Origin of the sequence: Novosphingobium sp. (genome assembly GCF_027489515.1) — a bacterium.
Taxonomy (GTDB): Bacteria; Pseudomonadota; Alphaproteobacteria; order Sphingomonadales; family Sphingomonadaceae; genus Novosphingobium.
Genome location: NZ_JAIXZS010000052.1, coordinates 1 through 24,420, shown reverse-complemented (window position 1 = coordinate 24,420; position 24,420 = coordinate 1). Strand labels below are relative to the sequence as shown.

General features: G+C 65.0%; 18 protein-coding genes and 1 pseudogene. 3 read left to right on the top strand and 16 right to left on the bottom strand.

The genetic code is table 11. The features are described 5' to 3' along the window. Positions 1 to 22 precede the first annotated feature (22 nt). Positions 23 to 688 carry a S24 family peptidase gene (locus tag Q0082_RS08950; protein ID WP_298191680.1) on the bottom strand — a complete coding sequence of 222 codons (666 nt, stop codon included), beginning with the start codon at positions 686 to 688 and terminating at the stop codon, positions 23 to 25. A gap of 151 nt (positions 689 to 839) precedes the next feature. On the opposite strand from Q0082_RS08950, the gene Q0082_RS08945 reads away from it, so the two are divergent. Continuing rightward, entirely contained in the window at positions 840 to 1,028 is a 189-nt protein-coding gene (locus Q0082_RS08945; protein ID WP_298191678.1) for a hypothetical protein, read from the top strand. Continuing rightward, the gene (locus tag Q0082_RS08940) at positions 1,018 to 1,416 is read left to right on the top strand and encodes a hypothetical protein (RefSeq protein ID WP_298191676.1); all 399 of its coding nucleotides are present in this window, start codon (positions 1,018 to 1,020) and stop codon (positions 1,414 to 1,416) included. The genes Q0082_RS08945 and Q0082_RS08940 overlap by 11 nt, the downstream gene beginning before the upstream one ends. A gap of 23 nt (positions 1,417 to 1,439) precedes the next feature. Here the strand turns inward: Q0082_RS08940 and Q0082_RS08935 are convergent, their stop codons facing one another. The 13 genes from Q0082_RS08935 to Q0082_RS08875 all read right to left on the bottom strand — a co-directional run bounded on the left by Q0082_RS08935 (position 1,440) and on the right by Q0082_RS08875 (position 21,799). Then, the gene (locus Q0082_RS08935; protein WP_298191674.1) at positions 1,440 to 5,981 is read right to left on the bottom strand and encodes a hypothetical protein; all 4,542 of its coding nucleotides are present in this window, start codon (positions 5,979 to 5,981) and stop codon (positions 1,440 to 1,442) included. A gap of 11 nt (positions 5,982 to 5,992) precedes the next feature. Further along, positions 5,993 to 7,924: a hypothetical protein gene (locus tag Q0082_RS08930; RefSeq protein ID WP_298191831.1), complete on the bottom strand. Its 1,932-nt coding sequence runs from the start codon at positions 7,922 to 7,924 to the stop codon at positions 5,993 to 5,995. Between the two features lie 26 nt (positions 7,925 to 7,950). Next, entirely contained in the window at positions 7,951 to 9,858 is a 1,908-nt protein-coding gene (locus tag Q0082_RS08925; protein ID WP_298191672.1) for a heme-binding protein, read from the bottom strand. Next, on the bottom strand, positions 9,858 to 11,228 hold the full coding sequence (locus tag Q0082_RS08920; RefSeq protein WP_298191670.1) for a multiheme c-type cytochrome: 1,371 nt from the start codon (positions 11,226 to 11,228) through the stop codon (positions 9,858 to 9,860). The genes Q0082_RS08925 and Q0082_RS08920 overlap by 1 nt, the downstream gene beginning before the upstream one ends. Before the next feature lie 283 nt (positions 11,229 to 11,511). Further along, positions 11,512 to 12,948: an aldehyde dehydrogenase family protein gene (locus Q0082_RS08915; RefSeq protein WP_298191668.1), complete on the bottom strand. Its 1,437-nt coding sequence runs from the start codon at positions 12,946 to 12,948 to the stop codon at positions 11,512 to 11,514. 123 nt (positions 12,949 to 13,071) lie between these two features. After that, on the bottom strand, positions 13,072 to 14,733 hold the full coding sequence (locus tag Q0082_RS08910; protein ID WP_298191666.1) for an acetolactate synthase large subunit: 1,662 nt from the start codon (positions 14,731 to 14,733) through the stop codon (positions 13,072 to 13,074). 138 nt (positions 14,734 to 14,871) lie between these two features. Beyond that, on the bottom strand, positions 14,872 to 15,810 hold the full coding sequence (locus tag Q0082_RS08905; protein ID WP_298191664.1) for a D-2-hydroxyacid dehydrogenase: 939 nt from the start codon (positions 15,808 to 15,810) through the stop codon (positions 14,872 to 14,874). Positions 15,811 to 15,828: 18 nt separating this feature from the next. Further along, entirely contained in the window at positions 15,829 to 16,299 is a 471-nt protein-coding gene (locus Q0082_RS08900) for a DUF3828 domain-containing protein (RefSeq protein WP_298191662.1), read from the bottom strand. Then, a complete protein-coding gene (locus Q0082_RS08895; protein ID WP_298191661.1) occupies positions 16,296 to 16,757 on the bottom strand; it encodes an RES domain-containing protein in 462 nt (153 codons plus the stop codon). The genes Q0082_RS08900 and Q0082_RS08895 overlap by 4 nt, the downstream gene beginning before the upstream one ends. Continuing rightward, entirely contained in the window at positions 16,754 to 18,208 is a 1,455-nt protein-coding gene (gene cysS / locus Q0082_RS08890; protein WP_298191659.1) for a cysteine--tRNA ligase, read from the bottom strand. The genes Q0082_RS08895 and cysS overlap by 4 nt, the downstream gene beginning before the upstream one ends. A gap of 47 nt (positions 18,209 to 18,255) precedes the next feature. Next, positions 18,256 to 18,996, bottom strand: a complete 741-nt coding sequence (locus Q0082_RS08885; protein WP_298191658.1) for a hypothetical protein — start codon at positions 18,994 to 18,996, stop codon at positions 18,256 to 18,258. Beyond that, entirely contained in the window at positions 18,989 to 21,049 is a 2,061-nt protein-coding gene (locus tag Q0082_RS08880) for an adenylate/guanylate cyclase domain-containing protein (protein ID WP_298191656.1), read from the bottom strand. The genes Q0082_RS08885 and Q0082_RS08880 overlap by 8 nt, the downstream gene beginning before the upstream one ends. A 75-nt stretch (positions 21,050 to 21,124) precedes the next feature. Beyond that, on the bottom strand, positions 21,125 to 21,799 hold the full coding sequence (locus tag Q0082_RS08875; RefSeq protein WP_298191654.1) for a nitroreductase: 675 nt from the start codon (positions 21,797 to 21,799) through the stop codon (positions 21,125 to 21,127). A gap of 123 nt (positions 21,800 to 21,922) precedes the next feature. Here Q0082_RS08875 and Q0082_RS08870 point away from each other — a divergent pair, with 123 nt between their 5' ends. Beyond that, on the top strand, positions 21,923 to 22,354 hold the full coding sequence (locus Q0082_RS08870) for a hypothetical protein (RefSeq protein WP_298191652.1): 432 nt from the start codon (positions 21,923 to 21,925) through the stop codon (positions 22,352 to 22,354). 90 nt (positions 22,355 to 22,444) lie between these two features. On the opposite strand, the gene cobT is transcribed toward Q0082_RS08870, so the two are convergent. Next, positions 22,445 to 24,262, bottom strand: a complete 1,818-nt coding sequence (gene cobT, locus Q0082_RS08865) for a cobaltochelatase subunit CobT (RefSeq protein WP_298191650.1) — start codon at positions 24,260 to 24,262, stop codon at positions 22,445 to 22,447. Positions 24,263 to 24,289: 27 nt separating this feature from the next. Continuing rightward, positions 24,290 to 24,420: pseudogene (locus tag Q0082_RS08860) on the bottom strand (fructose-6-phosphate aldolase); the annotation flags it as partial.

Below are 24,420 nucleotides of genomic sequence, written 5' to 3'. Positions count from 1 at the left end.
GGCGCAAGAGGCGGGAAAAATCCTAGATGCGGCCGCCCTTCCAGACGACGCGGCCGAGCACCGCGACATCGGCGCGGGGGCGCTCCATGCGCGGATAGGCCGTATTGTCGCTGATGATCTGGACCGTGCCCGCAGCGCCCGGCTCAAGCCGCTTCACCAGCAGCACATCATCGAGCCGGATCACGTGGAGCCCGCTGCGCAGCGGGCGCGGTGAACGATCGACGAGGATCTCGTCGCCATCGCGCAAGGTGGGCTCCATCGAATCGCCCTCGACCTCGATCACGCTGAGCATGCCGGGCTCGAGCCCCTGCTGGCGCAACCAGCGGCCGGAAAAGCGGAGGCGGTCGATAGGGGCCAGATCTTGCGCCATCGTACCCGGCCCCGCCGAAGCACCCAGCGGCAGGCGCGGGATGTCGGCCCAATCGGCGGTGCGGACGCCCTGCCCGGCCCCGCCGGCGCTTGCCACCGTCAGCACCGTCTCACGCACCGGGGCGCCGAGCTCGGCCTCGTCGACCCCGAAGAATTCGGCGAGCGTGCGGCGGTCGTTCTCCTCCAGCTTGCGCGGAGATCGCTTGCGCACGAATTGCTGCAGATAAGCCGCGTTGCGCCCCAGCAGCGCCGATAATGCCGCGAGACTTACCCCCCGCTGCGCTGCCAGCGCGACAAGCCGCGCGCGGGGTGGATCCATTGCCGGCTCTTCGCCCGCACCCAGTGGTTTTTGCGTCTCGATTCGGGAATCCATGGGCTTCCTCCATATTCGAAGGATTTTTCCTAGACCTGTAGGATTAACGCGTCAACATAAGAAAAATCTTACAACGAGTCGTCACGGAGGTCCAGCCATGCTGATCAGGAAGATCGAACGGTTTCTTTCCCACCATGGCATGCCGCGCACGAAGTTCGGGCGCCTTGCCGCGCACGATCCGCGCTTCGTCGACGACTTGCGTAATGGCCGCGAACCCCGTCCTGCAACGGCAGCACGCGTGGAACATTTCATGAACAACTATCGGAGCACCGGCCATGTGGCTTGATCATCTGTTCCCCGCCCTCCCCCTCGAGCGCAAGTCCGAACCCGAAGCGCGGTCCGCGCCGCATCCACGGGTACGCATCAGCCCCGGCGAGCGCCTGCTGCGCGCCATCACGGCGCTTGCCGGCCCCCACGCGGAGCTGATGGAGCACCACGAGGCCCCCTGGGCGAGCGTGACTTTCGCCGGCACGCGCCACACCATCGTGCTGCGCTACGAAGGCTGGGAAGCCTGCGACGCCGCCGAGGAATTGATGGCCGAGCTGCCCGAGCACGAGTTTACGATCCCAAGAACGCTGGTCGCCGATGCCGCCGTGGTGCGGCTCGACCAGGTGCTGCTGCCCGAGCCTTGCATGACGCTGGAACTGGCACTGCTGCTGCTGGACGATGCCTGAGAACTGAGGGCTTCGGGCCGAGATCAGGGCCGCGCCGCCATCAGCTGCGGCGCGGTCTTCGCACCAACCCACATCGTCATGTCCACGGCATTGCTCACCTTGAACGGCGCACCGGCCTTGTTGAGGAAAAGCTCCTCCATCTCCTGCCGGTTGAACGGCCGCGAGCCGAGACGGCCGAAGATCGCGATCTGGCCGCCAGTCTCATCAACGCCGCGGTCGCGATCGAGGCCCTTGGAAAGCGCGAGCGCGGGGCTTGGCGTATGCGCCCAGGCAATCAGTTCGGGCTTGGGTTCAGGCGAGAAGCCGTAGAAGTTCGGCTGGCTGCCGGGCGAGGTCAGCTGCAGCACCTTCACCCCGTTCACCCCGTCCGCGACATAAGCGAAGAGCGAGGCATTGGTGGAGGCAACGATCACGTCCTCGGCATCAGTCAGCTGCCCGTCTGCGGTAAAGGCCTGATAGATCGAAGGCCGCGTCGGCGCCGTGATATCCACGATAACAAGGCCCTGCTTCTTCGCGGCGACATAGGCATAGGTGCGCGCCAGATAAACGCGGCGCGCGTCTTCCAGCGGCACCGTCGCTGATGGCACCGACACGGGCTTGGCGAGATTGGTCACGTCCATGAGCTCGAGGCCGTTCGCCGTCGTCACCCAGAGGTAGCGGAACTGCACCGCCGTGGCGCGCGGATCGCGCAAGGGAACGACCGAGGTGATCTTCGGATCAAGGCAGGTCTCGCCGCCCTTCTTGTCCGATACCTCGCAAGGTGCAGCGGGGGACCACGGCTTCGTGAGGTGCACCGTCACCAGCGCCTTGTCGGTCACGATATAGGCATAGTCGCCCGCCAGCGTGATGTGCCGCGCGCCCGTCAGCACGCCGTCCGGATTGAACGTGACGGCGCGGCGGAAGAAGTTGTTGCGGAACTCGCCGTCGGCCAGGGTATCGACGTTGACCGCGATCAGGCCTTCGACCGCATCGGTGACGAAGGCGTAGTGATAGATCGGCGAGAACGGCTGCTCCTGGTTCGCCTCGCGCATTTCGGGCGTGTTTCGCGTGGGCGCGATCGACTGGTTGGTCGGCAGCGCCATGCAGGTGGCGTCCGCGGTATCGATGTGCGTGTCGTGACCCAATGGCGAGAACGGCGCGGTGACGATGCGTTCGGAGAAGCCCTTGTCGCCAATCGCGGCAATATCATAGGCGCGGAAACCACCCCTCCCTTCCGCGACGAACATGTATTCGCCGCGCATCTGCAGGCAGCGCACCGCATCCGAGGTGCCCTTGGTCACGTTGGTGAACTCTTCGCGCCCCGTGGTCTCCCCAGCGAGCTTCTTGTCGAAGATCGCGCCGCGCGTCCAGTTCTTGAGCTCGCGGCCGTTCTTCTCGACGTGCTGCTTGTAGAAATCCGGATAGGCATAGCGATGGAGGTAGCTGCCAATCACAGCCTGCGGCTCCTCCCACTCGGTGACGCGGACGGCTTCGAAGCCGCCATCGAGACCGAACCAGGCGTTCATGCCGACGAAGTTCACGTAGTTGGTACCGAGCAGCAACAGCTGCGCCATGATCGCGTTGTTGTCGTCATCCTTGCTGAGGTGGCAATCAGTGCACTGCTTGGTTTCCTTCGTGCGCACGGTGTGCGGGAAGTGCGGCGCGAAAGCCTGCGAGGAATAGCCTGGCGAAGAAATCGGCGGCTGCTGCACGTAGATCCGCTCGCGGTTGATGTTGGTCGAGGAAAGGATCAACGCCGAGGTCGAGCGGATCGGCGCTGTGATCGCCTTCCCGCTTATCGGATTACCTGACGCATCGAACTGCACCGGGTCCGAGCCGGAGGACTTGTTGCGCTGGTGCTTGCCGAGCTGGAACATGTCGTCGCGCGCGACCTGCGGGTTATAGGTCGCGTAGTTGCGGGTGTAGTCTTCCTCGTACTTGTGCGTGGCAGACTTCCAGTTTGCCTCGATCGGCAGATGGCATCCCGCGCACGAGGTGGTCCACGAGAGGTGGCAGGTGAAGCAGGCCATGTCGTCATCGCCATGCGCGCGCTCGGCCTTGGGCACGCCAAGGCCAAAGCGGAACATGCCGTCTTCCGCACCCGACTTCGCCATCAGCTTGGCCCGGGCGGCCTTGGGATTGAACACCGGCTTGCCAGAGGGCTCGGTCACGCCCTGGTACTGCGGATCGACCGATTCCTTGACGAGGCTGACGCGCCACCAAAGCTTGGGATCGATGATCGAACGCTGGATGAGCACGCGCCGCCCGTTTTCCATCGACCACTCGAAGCGGCGCTGACCATCCGCGTTGCGCAGCAGCGCCAGATTCTCGCCCTTCTCCGGCGCGGCAAGGTTCGAGGTCATCAACGTGGGATAGGCATCGGGCGTGCCGTGGCAATCCTTGCAGCCGATCGAGACGGCATTGGCGACTTCGCCATAGATCAGGCCATTGCCGTGGCTGTCCTGCGCGAAGTGGCAATCGGCGCACTGCATGCCGAGTTGCGCGTGAATATCCATCATATGGACCGACTTGCCGGGATTGTCCGGCCCCACATCGACGAACTTGCCCTCGCTGCCTTTCCGCCACTTCTCCGGATCATCGGGCGAGATGATATGCGCCTTGTCGGTGCCGTAGGAGGACATGTCGCCATCGTCGTCGAGCAGGTTGCCGCGCCGGTCGCGCTTCAGGATCGCGCGGAAGTTCCAGCCGTGGCCGTGATAGTCGGCGAATTGGGTGTCCTTGTTGTCCTTGTTGAGATCGTAGACGTTGCGCAGGAATTCCACGTCGCGCCAAAGGCCGCGCGTGCTCGCGCCTTCGGGATTGCGATCGAGCACTTCGCGCTGCTCGGCCATATTCGGGTGGAACTGCTTCTTGAACGCCTTCTGCCAATCGGCATCTGTGGCGCCGGCGGGCTTGGGCGCGGTGTTCTCCGGCCCGGGCCACATGCGCGGCGCATCGGATTCGTAATCCCACATCGTGTAGCCGAGGAACGAGTTCAGGAAGATGTTGGGCTGATGCATATGGCAGTTCATGCACTGCGCCGTCGGGATCGCGCGGGTGAAGGCGTGAACGAGCGGATGGCCGCGCTCCCGCTCTGCCATGGGCACGGGGCCAGCGCTCGCCCCGTGCCCATTGTGGTCGAGCCCGGCTGCAGCATGCGCTTCGGCCTGGCTCATCTTGTGCTCGTCCATCGTGCCGTGCGGCGCTGCACCTTCCGCCGGCGAATAGACCAGCTGTTCGGCTGACTCGATGGCGCGGGCGCAATCGCCCTCGCGGTCCGCGCTCTCCTCGGGATCGGTCGCATCGCCGCCCAGATACTTGCCACGCCCGCCGAGTACAGTGCCGCGCACTCGCGTTTCGTGGCCATGCTTCGCCGCGTCATAGGTGCCATAAGCCCCGCTGCGGTGCTCACCTTCGCGCAGGGAGTTGATGGTCGGGTCCGCCGTGATCGTCTGCCCGTCACGCCCGCACCTGGCGTAGTTCAGGCTGTGACGCGGCTCGCGGTCGTTGGCGTAGATCACGTGGCACGAGGCGCAGCCCGAGGAGCGGTAATCGCCCGGCTGGTCGTTGGTGCCCATCTGGAACAGGAACGGATCGTTAAGGCGCGTCTTGTGGATATTGAGCACCGGGATCGCGACGCGCAGACCGGTGGCGGGGCCACGGTTCGATTGCTTGAGGTCGGGGCGGCCGGGCTCTTCGAGCCGCTGGATCAGGCCGGTGGAGTTCGGCAGGCCGATCTCGGGGAACTGCGGGTTGATCGTCCGGCCGCCATCCTCGAACACGCGGAAAATGTCGCCCGGCGGGATCGTATGCCACTTGGGCAGCGGATAGAGGATCGGCAGCGCGCCGCGCGCCTTTTCGGCCGGCGTGACCGTGCCCCACATCGGCTTGCCATCGGAGCCGATCTGCTTCGAGGCGGATTTCAGCAGCGCCGGTTCGCCTTGGCGGGTGAAGCTCTCGCCGAACATGTAGTTCTTGAAGGGCACGATGCCGTTGTTATAGGCGGCGCCGCCCCAGAGCATCGCCCCTGTCGCCATCAGCGAGCGTTCGGACGCCTCAATGATCGACATGTGGCAGGCCCCGCAGGAATCCCGCGCCACGCGGTAGTCCGAGGGGTTCACGAAGCGGATGAACTCGGGGCTTTCCTTGGCCAGCAGCGCATAGGAGCGCTTGGGGTTTGCCGAGCTGGGCCAGCCCCAGGCAACCGGGAACTTCGGCAGGACATGCGCATCCTTCATCGCCGCGACATAGTCCATCGAGCCGCGCGCCCAGCGGCGGTCCGCGATCACCTTGGTATTGCCGCCATGGCAATCGGCGCAGGATAACACCACCGCGGGGCTCGCGTGCATGGTGCGGTGGTCGCTCTTCGTGTGGCAGCTGATGCAGCCGGCGTTCTGCTTGTCGACGTAGGCCCATTGCTCGGCCGCCGTCTCCCCCGGCTGACCGCGCGGGGCGGGCGGCGCGCGGGTATAGGTGATCTTCTGGGCGGCCTCCTCGCCCGAGGCCCAAAGCGCAGTGGGCACGCCCAGCGCGCCGATCAGCAGTGCCAACCAGATCAGCCATGATTTACGAGAAGGAGTGTGCATGGCCGTGCCCATCAGAACGAAAGGGTCGCGTTGGCGAGGACGGAATAGAACTGCCGCCCATGAGCCCGCTTGTCGAAAAGGTCCCTGAAGCCCTTCCCGGCCTCAAGCACGGCGCCCGACAAGCGGAACACCACGTTCTGCGCCGCCTTTGGCCGCCAGATCGTCGCAACCGAGAGGTCCCAGCCGATCGAGCGGGGGATGGAGCCTTCGTTGCGCAGCACCTGCAGCACCCGGGTATTGGCGAACCAGAGGTGGTTGGCATTGGCGGTCAGGCGGAAGTTGGGGGTGAGATCGAAATCACCGCCCAGCCCCGCCAGCGCGGTACCCGGATTGATGAAGTTCGACTGGCCCTGCTCCTTCGAGGAGCGCAGCGAATTGAGAATGCCGTTGCGGCCGTTCACGGAGATGACGCGCCCGCCGCCCGCGAAGGGGATCGTCTGGCGGATCCAGTAGGAGGTATCGGCACCGGCAAACTGCGGGTTCTCGAAAATCGCGTCAAAGCCCTTCTCGATGTTGTCGTAAGGATCGCTATCCCCGCTGGCATAGAGCGCGGAGGCGCGGAAACGCGCCCAGTTGCGATCATAGCTAAGCTCCGCCGCGCCGAAGAAGGCACGGATCTTGGCAGGCTCGCTCGTCAGGTAGTTGTTCCGGTCCTTGCCGAAGGCGCCGTAGATCTGCCCGGTCAGGTTGAGCCGGCCGATGTGCCCATCCACCCCGTAGCCGAGATACAGCACCTGGTACTTGCGCGGCCTGAGATCGCCGATCAGCGCGGGCCGGACAGGGAAACCGTTGGCATCTGAAATGATGCGCGTGTCGCGGTTGATGTTGTAAGTGGCCGAAATCTGGCTGGTGAGGCCGACCACGGGGAAATCCTGGCGATAGAGGTTGCCGGTGATGATCCAGTCCCGTCGCAGCGGCGCGGCGATGTTGTTGAGGCCCGAGTTGGTCTCCTTCTCGATCCGCCAGAACGCAGCGAGATTGAACTGGACGCGGTTGTTGTCGCGGTTGCCGAACAGGCGAATGCCCAGCTGGTTGTCGTTGAACAGGAAGCCGCGAAAGTCCGACTGGAACGGCTGGATACCCATGCGCAGCGACACGAAGTCGAACCGGTTCGTATCGAACCGGCCGATATGGTAATCGATGAAGGCTTCCTGCAGCCCGATGAAGCCATCGGTGCGCTTGGTGCCCTTCGAAGGTTCGACGTAAAGCACGCGCCGCTCGGGCACTTCGACGTGGTTGATGTTGCCCGCGATCGCTACGCGGTATTCCACCACCGGCGGCTTGAATGCGGTCTCGCCCTTGAGCAACGAGAAGCCGGCGATGAAGGTCTGCGACAGCACAAGGCTGTGGCTGCGGCCGAAGGTATCGTTGGAATCGGGATCGGTCGTGGTCTGGTTGCCGACGGGAATCGGGAAGCTGCGCGGCTCGACCACCGTGTCCGACACGGCATTGGCAATGAAGTACCAGTCGTCGCCCTTGAGGAAGCCGGGCTTGGCGCGCTCGGAAATCGGCCGGTCGCCCTTCAGCGTGTTGTGGTGGAAGGGATCGAGCTGCGAATGACACATGTAAGCGAGCCGCGGAAACAACGTGTAGAGCGCGCTGTTCACCTTGCCGGTGGCCGTATCCTTCTTCGGGCAGAGCGAAGACGTAATGCGCCAGCGATCCGGCACGCCGGTATCGACGACAAGGTCGGACGGGCTGCCCTCGCCATCCCACTTGTCGTAGAACGCCTCGGGCGGCGGCGCGTTCACGGCTCCGGGATTGTCTTGCTCGACCTTGTCCGGCAGCGTCTTCTGGTAGCCTGGGCGGCGACGGCCATCGATCAACGCTTCATCGGCGGTTGTGGGCTCGACGGCCGGTCCCGCCTCGGCGGTCGGGGCCGCACCAGAGGTAGCCGGTTCAGCCGGCGGCGCCTCGGTAACCGGCGCGGCGAGCGCGAGCATCGGAGCAACAAGGGCGGCCAGCAAGGTCACAGCCCCTCGCAGACGTTTTGCGCCGAGGTATCGAGGAAGGGCGCGAAGGGGCAGTTCACATAGCGCAGCCGCACGCCCACGCCGACTTTCACCACAATCCGGTCAGAGCGCATGGCCTTGGGCGCATTGCCGATGCCGCCAGCTTTCTTGCCGCCGTTGTTGGCGCCAAGGAAGGCGATCATGTCGTCCTGATCGATGCCATCGCCCGAAACGCCGATCGCGCCGACCAGCCTGTTGCCGCGATAGATCGGCACCGCGCCGGGGAAGATCTGGATGCCGTTGGCAAGGCGCTGCTGGCCGCTCGGGGCGGCGGGAACATTGGAGCAGCGGTCCGCGCCAAGCGTCTGGGCGATCAGCGCCGTCTGGAGGCCGGTGGCAAACGGACTGAACTTGGCGATCGGCATCGAAAGCGGGCCGTTCGGGCGGCCGACTTCGCCGTCGGGGAAGTAGGGCCGCGCCAGATTGCCGATTGCGCGAGCGGAAAAGGCGGATTTTCCGGTGAGCGCCGCGCCGTCGGCAAGGAAGCTGCGGGTTGCCGCGACAGTGGGGGCGACGCCGGCATCGGGATCGGCCAGCAGCAGCGAGCCCGCCTTGGGGTTCGAGAAGAAGGCCGCCGTGCGCGCCTTCTGGAGCGACACATCGGTGCCAAAGATCGGTGCATCGGGGCTGCGGACGAGGCCCAGCACCGTGCCCCAGCTATCGACCACCGAGATCGTCACTTGCGCCGGGGTATCAAGCGGTCGGCGGATCTGCGCGCGGGCGCGGCTCATCACCGTGAAGGCTTCCTCAAGCACTGCGCGCACTTCGGCCGGGCTGAGCGCGGTGCCCACGTCGGCCGCGTCTGTGCCGCCGCGGATCGGGTAGCGGTTCACGCCCCTGCCATTGCTGAGTACGAAAGCCTGAGCGTTGCTGAACTCACTCGCCTTGGCAAAGCGGATGCCGCTCCGCTCGGTGCCGTAGGCGACGCCGGGCAGGATCGCATCGCCGGCATAGAACCCCGCTACCGCAAGCAGCGCCCCCGCCCCTGCACCAAGTGCAGCAAAGTTCGACTGGAGCGGGTGAAGCTGGCTCGCCTTCGCATCGGAGAAACGCAAGGTCGAGCCGTCGACCGGAATACGGTCCGCGCGAATGGCGTCCGGCGGCGCAAAGCCCTGCAGACCGGCAAACGCGATCACTTCATCGAGATCATTGTCGAAATCGAGGACATTGGGATCGAAGCCGTAGATCCCGTCGGCCAGCACGCCGATCCCGCCGACAACCACACCCTTCTTGTAGAGCGGCAGCCCGCCAGGATCGGCCGCAAGGCCAAGCGGCGAGCGCTTGGGGCCGATCATCGCGGTGGGTGCCGCGGCATTGCCGGGGAAGCGTGTGTTGAGGTCCGAGCATGGCAACTGGCTGAACTGCACCCCGAACAGCGGCCCGCTTTCCAGCCCCGGCGTGCTAGGTGCCGGGGGGAAGTGCTGCTGCACGATCATCGAGGCGGTGCGCGTCGAAAAGGCGTTACCGCTCGAAGAAAGGTAGGCGCCGGTGATGGCTTTCGCGATGGCGCCGAATTCGGCGGGGAGCGCGGGTGGCAGCGGCGGCACGAGCTGCGTCGGCACGCCAGTGGGAAAGCGCATGGTCGCCCTCGCCCCGGTCATGCGGTAGACCGCCAGGACGTTGCCCACGCGGTCGACCACTGCGATGGTCGCCTTGGCATTGCGCGCCTTCGCCTCGCCCACGGCCTGCGCGATGATCTTCTGCACATCGGCAATGGTCAGCGCCTGGCGCGAAGGGGCCCTGAAAGTCGCGGCAGCAGCACTGCCGGCTGCGACGGGAGCAAGCCCCGAAAGCACCATGCTGACCAGCGCGAGCCATGCGGCAAAATGCGCCGTCAGCAATCGGGGCAGTTTCCGCAGAGCCATCAGCGCAGGCTCCGGATCGAACGGACGGCACCGCCCAGCGCGCGGCGGAAGGCGATCGGCTGGAAGGCATTGGGATCGCGCACCGCGGCATAGGCCTGGTTGATCTGGATGCGCAGGTTGCCGGCGCCTCCCGCCGTCACCATGCCTGCGTTGACCATGCCATTGAGCAACGTATCAAGCGCCATGACTGACTGGACCGAGCCTTCATAGTCGGTGAAGCGCTCGGAAATCGCGTCGCTGGCGATCGTGTCGATGACCGTGAAAGCCTGATCCCGGCTGAAGGCGGTGACGGCAAATCGCGCGGAAAGCGCCTCTGCCGCCTGCCGCAGCGCCTGCGCCGCCGCCACTGTCTCGCTCCGACCCGCCCCCATGGCGCGGTGGAAAGCCTTTGACCGCGCATCGAAGGTCGCCGCCTCACCCGGCGCGACGACCCGCGCGGCCGCGAGCAGCAGGATCATGTTCTCGTCGTTATACGGCGGCATCCCGGCGTGGATCGGGCGGCCCGGATTGGGCACCGCGCTGACGTTGGCCTCGTCGCTGTCATAAATGCGGCGGTGGCACGAATGGCAGTCGTAGAAGGTGAATTCGGGGAACACGCCATCATTCGCCTTGGCGGGCTGCATGTAGAGCGAGAGCCCGCGCGAGACCGCTTCGGCCTGCCCGATCGCCCACATCTGCATCGAATTGGTCTTGTGGCCCTTGCGCGTGACGTAATCGGCATCCTCGTCGTGGTGCTGCTGCAACGTGCTGAACAGGTCCATCTCGAACGAGATGCGCGGGTGGCCCGCAGCCATGATGCGGTGCGCGATGAACTGGCCCTGCCCATCGCCCGAAAGATGGCAATCGAGGCAGACCCCGGCGCGGACGCGCGGAACCGTGAGGTCGGTCATCCCCTGCGCCACATTGCGCGCATGGCTGGTGCCGACGGTGTAATGCGTGGCGAGCCAGCCGCCGGCGGGTCCGGCGCCGGAATTGCCGTGGCACGCCTCGCAATCGACGCCGTCTGCCAGCTTGGCCGCCCCCTGCGAGGCATGGCAGCCGGCGCATTCGCGCACGAGCCCGGCGCTGTCGAGCCCAAGGCGGCGCGCGATGGCTTGCCCCCGCGGTTCGCCGATCACGCGCCAGGCGCGGCTGTGCGCGCCGGTGGGGGAGCTTTCCTCCTGCCAGCGCAGGAGTTCGTCCTGACGGACCGGGGTGCCGCTGGCGACGCTGCGGCCGTGACAGGTCGATCCGGCGCAACTGGAGACGCCCATATGCGCGCGAAGGGTGCTGCTATCGGCGGCAGCTTCGGCCTTGATCGGTGCGGGATGGAGCGCGAGCGCAGCACCAAGCGCCAGCAAGGCAAGCGCCAGACACGCGAGGCCTGCCACGAACGGGGCTCCCTGCCCACGGCGAACGACAGCCCCGAACGGCCGTGCCAGTGTCGAAATGCCCCGCATTGCCCCTCGTTCCCAACGCCCGGCGCTCAATGCGGAGGAACCATTGCGGACCTCACCGCGCGCAGGACGAGACCTAACAGGGCGACCCTTAAAGCATTGGTTACGCCAGACTGCGCGTGCCGTTCAAGCGCGGAATCGCATCGGCTTTCACCAATTGCGTAATGCCCGCAGCGCCTGTCCCGCGGAGGGACGAGAACCGGCGGCCAGCCACCACTCAGACCCTGCGAATGACCAGATTGCGAATCTCGCTCATGTCTTCCATCGCGAAGCGCACGCCTTCTCGGCCCAGCCCGGAGTCCTTCACCCCGCCATAGGGCATGTTGTCGACCCGGTAGCTCGAGACATCGTTGACGACCACACCGCCGACCTCGAGGTGATCCCAAGCCTCTAGCACTTTGTGAATATCACGGGTGAAGATACCGGCCTGCAAGCCGAATTTGCTATCATTGACCTCTTCCATCGCCGCCTGCCAGTCGCTGAACTTCGAGAGGATAACGACCGGGCCGAACGCTTCCTCGGTATAGACCGCCATGTCGCGGCTGCAGCCTTCGAGCAGTGTCGCCTCGAGCATCGCGCCGTCGCACCCGCCGCCGGCCAGCACTGTCGCACCGCCTGCCACCGCCGCATCGATCCAGCTTTTGAGGCGCTGCGCTTCCTTGGCCGAGATCATCGGTCCGATGAAGGTATCGCGCGCCTTGGGATCGCCCGAAATCAGCGTTTTCACCTTTGTAGCCAGCATGTTGCGGAAGGTTTCGTAGATGCTTTCGTGGATGATCACCCGCTGCACATGGATGCACGACTGGCCCGACTGGTAATACCCGCCAAACACGATGCGGGCGAGCGCGTGGTCGAGATCGGCATCAGCATCGACGATAACGGCCGCATTGCCGCCGAGTTCGAGCACGACCTTCTTCTTGCCGGCCTTGGCCTTGAGGTCCCAGCCAACTCCCGGCGAGCCGGTGAACGACAGGAGCTTCAGCCGCTCGTCGGTGGTGAAGAGGTCGGCGCCGTCGCGGCTGGCAGGGAGGATCGAGAACGCGCCTTCGGGCAGAATATCGCACTCCGCCAGAACCTCGCCCATGATGATCGCGCCGAGCGGCGTAAGGCTGGCCGGCTTCATCACAAAGGGGCAGCCGACCGCGATGGCCGGAGCGATCTTGTGCGCGGCGAGGTTGAGCGGGAAGTTGAACGGCGAGATGAAGCTGCAGGGCCCGATGGGAACCCGTTTCCACATCCCCATGTAACCCTTTGCCCGCGCAGAGATATCGAGCGGCTGGACTTCGCCGTAATTGCGCGTCGCCTCTTCGCTGGCGATGCGGAAGGTATCGATCAGACGGGTAACCTCGCCTTCCGCGTCGGCGATCGGCTTGCCGGCTTCGACACAGAGCGCATAGGCGAGTTCGTCGAAGCGCTCGATGAAACGGCGCACGCAATGCGCGAGGACATCGCGCTTCTCGTAGCTCGCAAGGCGCGCCATCGGTTCGGCCGCGCGGACCGCGCCGGCGATCGCTTCGTCGATCACATCGGGCGTCGCCAGCGCGGTGCGGAAGGCGACCTCGCCGGTGAACTTGTCGGTCACGGCCAGATCGGTGTTAGGCTGCACCGCCTTGTTGTTGAGATAGAGCGGATAGACGTCTTTGAGTTGAACCATGGTCGATAGCTCCCCCCTCCCGCCACCTTGATTTTATGGCTCGGGAGGGGTTGGGGTGTGCTTTGGAGCAGGCGCGCGTCGCTGGCCCACCCTTACCCCCTCCCAAAAGCGGGAGGGGAACGTTCAGAGCGCCTTGGACAGCGCCTTGATATCCTTGTTGAGGATCTGGTCGTTCTCCGAATAATCGACCGGGCAATCGATCAGGTGCACCCCCGGCGTATCGCGGCAATGCGCCAGAAGTTCCTTGAGGTGCGCCGAACTTTCAACGCGGTGGCCGTGCGCGCCGTAGCTTTCGGCATACTTCACGAAGTCCGGGTTGCCATAGGTCAGCCCAAAGTCTTCAAAGCCCATGTTGGCCTGCTTCCAGCGGATCATGCCGTAGCTGCTGTCGTTGAGGATCAGCACAGTGAGATTGAGGCCGAGGCGCACCGCGGTTTCCATCTCCTGGCTGTTCATCATGAAGCCGCCATCGCCGCAGATCGCCATGACCTTGCGCTCGGGATAAAGCATCGCGCTCATCATCGCCGAGGGGAGCCCTGCCCCCATCGTGGCGAGCGCGTTATCGAGCAGCACGGTGTTGGGACGATAGGCGGTGTAACCGCGCGCGAACCAGATCTTGTAGACGCCATTGTCGAGGCAGATGATCCCATCGTCCGGCATGGCATCGCGGATCTGCTGCACGAGGTGCGGCGGGAAGATCGGGAAGCGCGCGTCGGCCGCGAGCGGCGCCGTGTGCGCGACTTCGGCGGCGCGGTATTCGAGCATCTTGCCGCAGGTCCAGCTGCCAGAGGGCACGATGTCCTCCTTCATCTGCCAGATCGCGTTGGCGATATCGCCGATGACCTCGATATGCGGGAAATAGACCGGGTCGACTTCGGCGGTCTTGGATGAGACGTGGATCACCGTCGGCCCGCCATCACGCATGAAGAACGGCGGTTTTTCAATAACATCGTGGCCGATATTCACAATGCAGTCGGAGTCTTCGATGGCGCGGTGGACAAAATCTCCGGCCGAGAGCGCAGCGCAGCCGAGGAACTTGGGATGCCGCTCGTCGATCACGCCCTTTCCGAGCTGGGTGGTGAGGAAGGGAATGCCGGTCTTCTCCACGAACTGGAGCAGCATCCGCCCGGTCATCGTGCGATTCGCACCCGCGCCGATCACCAGCACCGGCGACTTCGCGTTCTCCAGCGCATTGACCGCCTGACGCACCGACTTGGGATCGGCGCTCGGGCGGCGGACCATCGAGCGCTTGAGGGGCCGCGAATCGGTATGCTCGTCGGCAATATCCTCGGGCAGCTCGATGTGAGTCGCGCCCGGTTTCTCCTCCTCGGCCAGACGATAGGCCTCACGCACCCTGCTCGGGATATTGTCCGAGCTTGCCATCTGGTGGGTGAACTTGGTGATCGGCCCCATCATCGAGACGACATCGAGGATCTGGAAGCGGCCCTGCTTCGATTTCTTGATCGGCTTCTGACCGGTGATCATCAGCATCGGCATGCCGCCCAGCGTGGCATAGGCGGCGGCGGTGACGAAGTTGGTCGCGCCCGGCCCCAACGTCGCGATGCACACGCCGGTTTTGCCGGTATGGCGGCCATAAGTCGCGGCCATGAAGCCCGCGCCCTGCTCGTGCCGCGTCAGCACCAGCTTGATCTTGGTTGAGCGCGAGAGCGAATCGAGGAAATCGAGGTTCTCTTCCCCGGGCACGCCGAAGATGTATTCGCAGCCTTCTTCCTCAAGGCATTCGATAAACAGGTCAGACGCTTTTTTTCCGGAACCTTCGCTCATGTGATCGCTCCCCTGGGGAGCACGCCGGAGCGTCTCCCTCTCCCAATACGGTCGCGACCACCGGGCGGTTACAGCGTGCCGCCGTCCCCCTTGCCCCAAGGGGTAACAAAGGCCCGCGCGCGAGTCACGCCCTGCTTGTCAGTATCCGAGCGCAAGATCGACCTGGTGCGTGAGCGGCTCGCCGCGATGATAGCGATCGAGATTGCCGAGGAAGCGCTCGACCGCGCGTTTGAACATCTTGCCCTGCGCCCGGCCTGACAAGTGCATCGTGATGTGGACATTGGGCATTGACCACAGCGGATGGTCTGCCGGCAGCGGCTCGGGGCTTGTGACATCGAGGAACGCGCCGCCCAGCCTCTGCGCGGCGAGCGCTGCAGCCAGCGCATCCTGATCTACCACGCTGCCGCGCGCGACATTGACCAGCACGGCGGAGGGCTTCATCGCCGCGAGCTCGGCCGCGCCGATCATGCCTTCGGTTTCCGCCGTGCCCGGCACCGCAAGGATCACCCAGTCGAACTCGCCCAGCCGCGCACGCCACTGATCGGGCAGGAGCGTCCCTTCACCGGGCGAACGGCGCACCTTCGTCACCGCGACACCGAAGCCCTGGAGCGCGCGGTCAACGCGCTGGCCGATTTCGCCATAGCCAAGGATCAGCGCTTTCGAATCGGCGAGCTCCAGCTTGCCGGGCGAATCGGTCAGCCATTCGTGCCGGTCCTGCGCGCGCACGACCTCGCGGTAGCCCTTGGCCACATTGAGCATGCCCATGACGACATATTCCGCGATCGTGATCGCATTGATGCCTGCGCCATTGGTCATCACCACGCCGCGCTCGGCCATGAGCGCAAGCGGCAGCCCATCGACGCCTGCGTAGATGCTGGTGAGCCACTTGAGCTTGGTCGCCCGCCGGATAGCCTCGGCCATCGGTGCAGTGTCTTCCAGATCGAACCAGCCGATCTCGGCCTCGGGCGCGAGCTCCATCAGCTCGGCGGTGTGGCGAAAGAAGCGCGGCTCGATCCAGTCCGGCAAGTGCGGCTGCACCAGCGGCGCGGCGAGCGCGTTCATCACGAGAATGGTCATCAGGCTGATCCTCTTGATTTATCGGTGTTTGCGCAGTGCAATGTCCGCCGCAGTCGTGCGGAAAAGACTGGCGCGGAGGCCGCCGCGAAAGCCACTCGCGAAAATGTCATCGACCAGCCAGCGTCCGCCCACGCGCTCGAGCACGAAGCGAAGCGTCTCGCGCCGGCCCGGCGCCTTCCCCAGTTGCACCGAGATCACGCGCCGCGCGGGCAACAGCACGCGCCGGGCGATGATCCGCTCGTGGAGGCCGCCTGCATCCCAATCCTGGCACTGGCAGAGCCAATCGAAATCCGAAAGGTCGTCGACTTCATCGCTGGGCGTGACGGCGCGCCACTTCGCAATGAGCGCCTTGAGGCGCGGCGTGAAGATCGCCCGCTCCCACGCCGCATCACGCATGTCAGCCTGCCGGAACGGCGCATAGATGGCAGCGATGGCCGCTTCGGGCGTGGGCGCCGGGGTAGCAGCCAGTGCGAGTGCAGCGAGGATCATGCGCTTGCTCCATAGACGGCCTGCATCGGGGGGCGATGCAGGCATTCGGCAAAGCTGAAAGGACGGGTGCGTAGCGCATCGAAACGGCTTGCATCGGGATGGCGCGGATTGAACAGCAGCACATCACCTTCCGGAAGGACCTTCGAGGTGACGGCGGCGACCAAACTACGGCGCTGCATGAGCCATTCGGTGACCCAGCTGCGAACTGCGGGCTCGGCAAGGTTTGCTGGCACGCGCTCCGGCTCGGCATCGACTTCGATCCAGCCCAGCACCATATCCGTTGCTGCATCTGCAGGATCGGCCGGCTGATAGCGGAGCGCGATCAGCACCGCGAGCGCTGCATCCGATGCAAAATGCACCACCGGAAAGCCGGGAGGCGAATAGCGCGCACCGTGCTCGATCGCGCCTGCGCCATCAAGCGCAGTGTGGGCCGAGCGGGTGACGCGCCAGAGCTTCATGGCGCCAGCTTCCACTCCCAGCCGAGCGGATCGCCGTCCATGACCTCGACACCGCGGCCTGCGAGTTCATCGCGCAGCGCATCGGAGCGGGCGAAGTCCTTGGCAGCGCGGGCTTCCTTGCGCGCGGCGAGGGTCGCTTCGATTTCGGCTTCGGTGATGGTGGCGGACTTGGGGCGGATGCGCAGGTCGGCGCGAGTGAGGTTAAAGACATTCAATCCAAGAACGGACTCCATATGTTCGGCAATCGACATTTTCCAACCGGGACCAAGACCGGGTGCGCTTAAGACCTCTTCGAACACCGTCAAAGCTAACGGAGTGTTCAAGTCATCAGAGATAGCTTGGTCAAAGCGATGTCGAAAATCCGCTTCGCGCTTGGAGATATCGCCCTCACCTGCCGGGCGATCAGATTTCGCCAGTGCGATGAGCATCCGCTTCAGCCGCGTCAGCGCTGCCCCCAGCCCTTCCCAGCTGAACTCCAGTTCGCTGCGGTAATGCGCCTGCAGGCACAGCAGCCGATACGCCAGCGGGTGGTAGCCCTTGTCGATCAGCAGTTGCAGCCGCAGGAACTCGCCCGACGACTTCGACATCTTGCCGCTGCGCTCGACGAGGAAGTTGTTGTGCATCCACACCTTGGCGCCCGAATTTGCCGCGTCGTCGAGGCCATTCGTGCAGCAATGCGCCTGGTTCTGCGCGATTTCGTTGGGGTGGTGGATCTCGCGGTGGTCGATGCCGCCGGTGTGGATGTCGAACGGAAAACCCAGCACCGCGCCCGACATGACCGAGCATTCGAGGTGCCAGCCCGGCGCTCCCTTGCCCCAGGGGCTGTCCCATTCCATCTGGCGCGTCTCGCCCGGCGGGGTCTTGCGCCAGATCGCGAAGTCGGCAGCGTTGCGCTTGCCCTCGACAACCTCGATCCGGCCCTCCCCCTCATCGGTCTGTGCGCGGGCGAGGCGGCCGTAGTCGGCCACCGTCGAGACGTCGAAATAGAGGCCGCTATCGAGTTCGTAGCAGTGCTTCGCCGCGATGCCCTTCGCGAAGTCGATCATCTGCGCGACATAGTCGGTCGCGACCGTCCACTGCGCCGGCTGGCGGATATTGAGCGCGTGCACATCGGCCCAATAGGCCTGCTTGTAGTGCTCGGCCACGTCCCAGATCGACTGCTTCTGGGCCGCTGCCATGCGCTCCATCTTGTCCTCGCCATCGTCCGCGTCGTCGGTCAGGTGGCCGACATCGGTGATGTTGATGACATGGGTGAGCTTGTAGCCCTTGAAGCTCAGCGTGCGCCCCAGCACGTCGGCAAAGACATAGGCGCGCATATTGCCGATGTGGGGGTAGTTGTAGACCGTCGGCCCGCAGGTATAGACGCGCGCCTCACCTTCGTGGACCGGCTGGAAGGGCTCGGCGCGGCGGGTCAGGCTGTTGAACAGGGTCAGCGGGGCAGAAGGTTCCATGCCCCGCGCTCTGCCAGCCCGCCCGCCTGCCGGTCAAGCGCGACCGGTCATTCCGCCGGGGCTGCGGGCGCACTCGCCAGCACGTCGATCTGCGCGGTGCAGCCCTTTTCCGCCAGCAGCGCGGCGACCGCGACCGGGTCTTCCGGCACGTCACCCAGCAGCCGCGTGGTGATCTTCACCGTCTGCCCAACGGGACTCGTGAAGCGGTAGGTCTGGCCATCAACCACCGGCATGGTCGCCACCGGCCAGAGCTTGATTGCGCTGCCGGCGCGGAAGGTCACTTCGGCGGGAGTGTTGTCGGCGCCGTAGAGCGTGCCGTTGCCGGTTTCCGCCCGGTTAGGCCGCCAGAGCACGACCTGTGCCGGATCAGCGACGCAGACGGTGCCGCCCCGGCTCACGTCGATGTACCACACGTTGTCAGGCCGCACGGCTTCGGTCGGCACTTCGGTATCGCCGCGCACAGCTCCGGTGCGCGTGCGCGCGCCGCCGCGGGCGACCAGCGCGGCAAGCGCGGTGTTGGTGCCGCCGGCCGCATCGCGGTTCACCGCGCTGTCGATGCGGAACGCGCCTGGACCCGAAAGCACGCGCGAGCCGGCTTGGTCGATCACGGTGACTTGATCCCCCGCCTTGAGCGTGACGGCAGCGCCCGCAGGCAGCTTGCGCCCCATCGGATAGGCCGCCGCCGAAGGCCCGGTCGAGCGGATCACGACCGCCTGCGCCCCGGCCGTCACGCTCCAGCCGAAGCTGGCGCCGATCAGCGCGGCAGCAGCGAGGGTGCATCTAGCCAAGGACATAACTCTCTCCATCATCCAGTTCCGCAAGGCGGCGCGCCAGATTGGCCAGCGCGGGATCCTTGTGGCCTTCCGCCGTGATTCGCGCTGTGAGCGCCTGCACACCCGCGCGATCTCCCGCAGCATGCGCGGCGACAAGCGCCTCGGCAAGCGTGCGCGTTTCGGGCGCGCCGCCCGGCACCGGCTCGAAGACCTCTACCGGGGTGGCCCGGCCGCGCAGGCTCACCGTTCCCATCGGGCGGAATCCGTAAGCGTCAGACGAATCCGCACCGCAGCGCTCCATCGCCTCACGGCTGACGAGGATCGTCGTATCGAGCGGCTTGTTCGCGCTTTCGAGCCGCGCCGCCGTATTCATCGCGTCGCCAAGCGCGGTGTACTGGATCCGCCCGTCGCCGCCGAAATTCCCCACAATCGCCTCGCCGAAGTGAACGCCGACACGGGTGCGACCGATGGGCGGAACCCCGGCCGGGGCCTGGCGGCGGAATTCCTCGCCCGCCTGATACATCGCGATGGCCGCTTTCACCACGCGCGCGCCGTCGTCCGGATAGGCAATCGGCGCGCCCCAGAACGCTACAACAGCATCACCGACGAACTTGTCGAGCGTGCCGCCGTGTTCGAGGACGACGGCCGACAGCTTGTCGAGATACTCGTTGAGCAGCCGCGCGATCATTTCCGGCTCGACCGCATGGGTCAGCTTGGTGAAGCCCTCGAGATCGCTGAACAGGCAGAAGATCTCGCGCTTTTCGCCGTGGAGGCGCAGCCGTTCGGGATTGCGCAGGATTTCGCTGGCGACCGAGCGCGGCAGGTATTTGCCGAGCGCGCCCTGGGCAAACTCGCGCTGCGCCGCATTGATCGCGCGCAGCGCCGCGCTGACGGCAACATAGGCGATCAGCCAGCCGGCCGGCCAGCCGACCGCGGGAAAGCCCAGCGTATCGAAGCCCGCCCGGGCGACAAGGAACGGGAACGCGGCAAAGGCGAGAAGCTGCGCCGCAACGCCCAGCGCCAGCTGCCACGGCCGCGCCCGGGCTGCTGCGGTGGCCATGCCGAGCAGAACGGCGAAGGCAGCGCCCAGCGTCTGCGCCCAGCCCGGCACGCTGCGGGGCAAAGCCTTGTCGAGCAGCTGCGCCAGCATCGATGCATGAATTTCCACCCCGATCATCCGCGAGTGCCCGCCGCGCGGATCCGGGGAGAGGCCGGTGCGCGTAAAGGGCGTGTCGAACTGGTCGAAATCGGCAAAATCGCCGCCAATCAGAACGTAACGGCCGCGGATCGTTTCGGCGACAAGCGGTGCGGTGGCCGGATCGGCCAGGAGGTCGATCGGGATCTTCTCGAAGACCGGGCGGTCCTTCGCGGACGGCAGGCGGTAGCGGATCGGACCGGTGAAGCTGGAAAACTGCGGCGCAGCATCGGGTGTCCCTGCCGTCAGCGCTTCGGACAGCAGCGGCGGCAGGCCCGCATAGTGGCGCGGCCAGCGGCGGGCGGCGCCATCGTTATCGGTGACAAGGAGAATGCTCGCAGGCCTCGTCGTCTCAGTACGCACCGCCGCGAGATAGCGCCTGAGGTCCTGCTCCTGCTCCCAGGTGATGGCCTCGGGATTGGTGCGGTTGCTTGCGAAAGCGAGATAGACCGGCGTCGTCATGCCACGCAGCGCGGCCTGCAGCAGCGGGTCATCGTCCTGCGCGCTGTCGAGCAGGATATCGATGCCGATGCCCTTGGCGCCCATTCCCTCGATCTGCGCGAGCGCCTCGGCCAGCACGGTGCGGTCTACCGGAGAAATCTGTCCGGTCTTGCGGTTGGTATCGTCGGTGTAGACGACAAGGACGATGCGCTTGTCGGTGTCAGCCCGCGGCGCGAAACCGGCGGCGCGCACATCATAGAGCGCGTTCTCGGCATTGCTGAGCAGCGGCAGATCCCAGCTGCGCAGCGCGGTGAACAGCGCGAGCGCCAGCAGCAATGCCGCCACGGCAAGCCGCTGCCAGCCAAGCTGGCGCAGCCCCTGAGACAGGCTGTGCCGTAGCGCCTGCGCCGATGTGCCCTTGGAATCAGGCATCGCTCACCCCCTGCTTCATGCAGGTGATTAGCGGCCCTGTGCGCTGCTGCCTATGCCGCAGCGCACTGAACCTCATCAGAAGCCGAGGAACTTCACATTGCCGTCGACCGGTTCGCGCTCGCGTTCGAAATGGTTCACCGGGTTCTCAGCCTCGCGGTAGCCGATGGCGATGCCGCAGAAGAAGATGTGGGTTTCATCCGAAACGCCGAGAAAATCCTTGATGAGCTTGGCGTAGACGGAGAGGAATTCCTGCGGGCAGCTATCGAGCCCCTCGCCGCGCAGCAGCAGCATGATCGTCTGCAGCCACATCCCTACGTCAGACCACTGCGGCGGGCCCATGCGGCGGTCGAAATAGCAGAGCAGCACGGCAGGCGCCCCGAACGAGACGAGATTGGCGCCCATGAACTTGGTGCGCGCCTCGACGTCCTCGCGGCCGATGCCCATCGCGGCGTACATCGCCTTGCCCACGCCGTGGAGGCGCGCCTTGCATTCGGGGATCACTTCGGGATCGTCCCAGCTGTACTCGCGCGGGTTTTGCGGCGGCGTCACGGCCATCTTGGCCTGCAGTTCCTTGAGCGGTTCGCCGGTGACGATGGTCGCTTCCCACGGCTGGAAGTTGCAGCCCGAAGGCGCCCAGCGGGCGGTATCCATCACCCGGCGCAGCACATCGAGCGGAACGGGCTTGTCCTGAAAAGCGCGGATCGAACGGCGCGTGAGGACGGCTTCGGCAACGGTCATTGTCTGGGTCATGCCGATTTAACTGACCGATTAAGGCGATGGTGTCAATCACCCTCCAAATCCAGAACACCTCCTCTTGAACTTTTCAGAACGTTCAATTAAATTCAGAACGTTCTTAATGGAGGAGAGCTAGCTATGCGCTCGATTGACGTTTCAGTTGGGGTTTTTGCCCAAATCTGGGCCCTACGCATTGACGGTGAAGACAATGAAGATCAGATCCTTTCCAGAATTCTTCGCGTAGGAAGCTCAAAACGCCCAAAGAAATCGACAGATCGCATAGCGCCTCCCACAGATGACTGTGATATCTCATCACAGAAGATTCTGTGGCGCGAAGATATCGTTCATGCATTGGAAAACCTTGGAGGTTCCGCGGAACTTTCCGACATCTACAAAGAGGTCAGGAAAATTCGTCGAGAAGGCAATAGAACACTCCCGCCATCAACTGAGGCCGTTATAAGAAGAGAATTAGAAAATAATAGCAGCGACTCAGAATCATTTACTGGTACGAGAAATCTATTTCGTTCGGTAAATGGGATAGGTCAAGGACACTGGGCACTAAGAATTTAAAAGAAAAGCGGAGTTTCTCATACTTTCCGAGGCCATACGAACTCAATCCTTCCGCATAAAAGCATGCATTAGGCAGCCGCCCAGATACGGTTAATCGTCCTCGAACAGGCCCGCCAGCTGCTCCACCATCGTGCCGCCAAGCTGCTCGACATCCATGATGGTGACGGCGCGCCGATAATAACGCGTCACGTCATGGCCGATGCCGATGGCAACGAGCTGGACCGGGGATTGCTTCTCGATCCAGTCGATCACGCGGCGCAGATGCTGCTCAAGATAGCCCGCCGAGTTGACCGAGAGCGTGGAATCGTCGACCGGCGCGCCGTCCGAAATGACCATGAGGATGCGGCGATCCTCCTGCCGCGCGAGCAGGCGGGTGTGCGCCCAGAGCAGCGCCTCGCCGTCGATGTTCTCCTTGAGCAGCCCCTCGCGCATCATCAGGCCAAGGTTCTTGCGCGCGCGGCGCCAAGGCTCATCGGCCTTCTTGTAGACGATGTGGCGCAGGTCGTTGAGGCGGCCCGGGTGCGCGGGTTTGCCACCCGAAAGCCATGCCTCGCGCGATTGGCCGCCCTTCCACGCGCGGGTGGTGAAACCGAGCACCTCAGTTTTCACACCGCAGCGCTCCAGCGTGCGCGCCATGATATCCGCGCTGATCGCCGCGATCGAGATGGGGCGCCCGCGCATCGAACCTGAATTGTCGATCAGCAGCGTGACAACGGTATCCTTGAACTCGACATCGCGCTCGATCTTGTAGGAGAGCGAATGGCCGGGCGAGATGACGACACGGGCGAGCCGCGCGGCATCGAGCAGGCCTTCCTCCTGGTCGAAATCCCACGAGCGGTTCTGCTGCGCCATCAGGCGGCGCTGGAGCCGGTTGGCCAGCCGCGTCACAATGCCCTGAAGCCCCTTCAACTGCGCATCGAGATAGGCGCGCAGGCGGGTCAGCTCCTCTTCGTCGCAGAGCTCGGTGGCGGAGACGACTTCGTCGAACTGGGTGGTGTAGGCCTTGTATTCCCAGCTTTCCGGCAGATCGGTCCACGGCCGGTTGGGGCGCGTGGGCAACATGCCCTCGTCGCCCTCGTCGGCCATGTCGGCATCGGCGTCCTCGTCCGAGGCTTCCGTCTGCTCCTGCTCCTCGCCCTCTTCGTCACCCTCGGTGGTGTCACCGGCGACTTCGCTCGGCTGCTGTTCGGCGCCGTCGTCGGAGGCGTCGGGCTGGTCTTCAGCCTGGTCGTCCGCCTGTTCGCCTTCGTCCTCGTCGCCGCCATCGTCCGCGTCGTCGGGCGACTTGGTGAGGTCGAGGTGGCCAAGCATTTCGAGCGCGAGGCTCTGGAACGCCTTCTGGTCGCCCATAAGGTCGGCGAGGCCTTCGAGATCGGCCCCGGCGCGCGCCTCGATCCAGCTGCGCACCATCGCCGTGCCGACTTCTGCAGCGGCGGGCACCGGTTGGCCGGTCAGCTTTTCGCGCAGCAGCATGGCAAGTGCGGTGGGCAGCGGCACGTCCTCGGGCCGGATCGCCCGCGCAATCGGATCGGAGGCAATGCGCATGGTCGTCGCGGCATCGAGGTTGCCGCGGATGCCGGCGTAGCCGTCCGAACCCAGCGCTTCGTAGCGGACCTGCTCGACCGCATCGTAGCAGGCGCGCGCAAGCGGCTCGACCGGCGCGCTGCGGCCATGCAGCGCTTCGTTGTGCAGCCTGAGCTTTAGCGCCATGCCATCGGCAAACCCGCGCGCCTCGGCCACTTGCGCCGCAGGCAGTGCGCGGCCCGGCATCGGCAGGCGCAGGTTCGTCCCCGTCTGGCTCGGCGCATCGGCGGTCCAGGCGACTTCGAGCTCGGGCACATCAGCGACCGCGCGGGCGGTGCCGGCGAGCACGGAGCGGAACTGGTCGAGGGGGCTTTCGTCAGCCAAGGTCTGTCTTCATCCGTCGAGAGTTTATCAACCGATTGTCTGCCCGGTCTTGGCCCAGTCCGCAAGGAAGCCCTCGATGCCCTTTTCGGTCAGGACATGCTTGAACAGGCCCTTGATTACGGCGGGGGGCGCGGTGATCACGTCGGCGCCGATCTTGG

Bases quoted from the DNA above. Each gene is read 5' to 3' on its own strand.
- Q0082_RS08950 (WP_298191680.1), bottom strand. From the start codon at position 688: ATGGATCCACCCCGCGCGCGGCTTGTCGCGCTGGCAGCGCAGCGGGGG.
- Q0082_RS08945 (WP_298191678.1), top strand. From the start codon at position 840: ATGCTGATCAGGAAGATCGAACGGTTTCTTTCCCACCATGGCATGCCG.
- Q0082_RS08940 (WP_298191676.1), top strand. From the start codon at position 1,018: ATGTGGCTTGATCATCTGTTCCCCGCCCTCCCCCTCGAGCGCAAGTCC.
- Q0082_RS08935 (WP_298191674.1), bottom strand. From the start codon at position 5,981: ATGCACACTCCTTCTCGTAAATCATGGCTGATCTGGTTGGCACTGCTG.
- Q0082_RS08930 (WP_298191831.1), bottom strand. From the start codon at position 7,924: ATGCTCGCGCTCGCCGCGCCGGTTACCGAGGCGCCGCCGGCTGAACCG.
- Q0082_RS08925 (WP_298191672.1), bottom strand. From the start codon at position 9,858: ATGGCTCTGCGGAAACTGCCCCGATTGCTGACGGCGCATTTTGCCGCA.
- Q0082_RS08915 (WP_298191668.1), bottom strand. From the start codon at position 12,948: ATGGTTCAACTCAAAGACGTCTATCCGCTCTATCTCAACAACAAGGCG.
- Q0082_RS08910 (WP_298191666.1), bottom strand. From the start codon at position 14,733: ATGAGCGAAGGTTCCGGAAAAAAAGCGTCTGACCTGTTTATCGAATGC.
- Q0082_RS08905 (WP_298191664.1), bottom strand. From the start codon at position 15,810: ATGACCATTCTCGTGATGAACGCGCTCGCCGCGCCGCTGGTGCAGCCG.
- Q0082_RS08900 (WP_298191662.1), bottom strand. From the start codon at position 16,299: ATGATCCTCGCTGCACTCGCACTGGCTGCTACCCCGGCGCCCACGCCC.
- Q0082_RS08895 (WP_298191661.1), bottom strand. From the start codon at position 16,757: ATGAAGCTCTGGCGCGTCACCCGCTCGGCCCACACTGCGCTTGATGGC.
- cysS (WP_298191659.1), bottom strand. From the start codon at position 18,208: ATGGAACCTTCTGCCCCGCTGACCCTGTTCAACAGCCTGACCCGCCGC.
- Q0082_RS08880 (WP_298191656.1), bottom strand. From the start codon at position 21,049: ATGCCTGATTCCAAGGGCACATCGGCGCAGGCGCTACGGCACAGCCTG.
- Q0082_RS08875 (WP_298191654.1), bottom strand. From the start codon at position 21,799: ATGACCCAGACAATGACCGTTGCCGAAGCCGTCCTCACGCGCCGTTCG.
- Q0082_RS08870 (WP_298191652.1), top strand. From the start codon at position 21,923: ATGCGCTCGATTGACGTTTCAGTTGGGGTTTTTGCCCAAATCTGGGCC.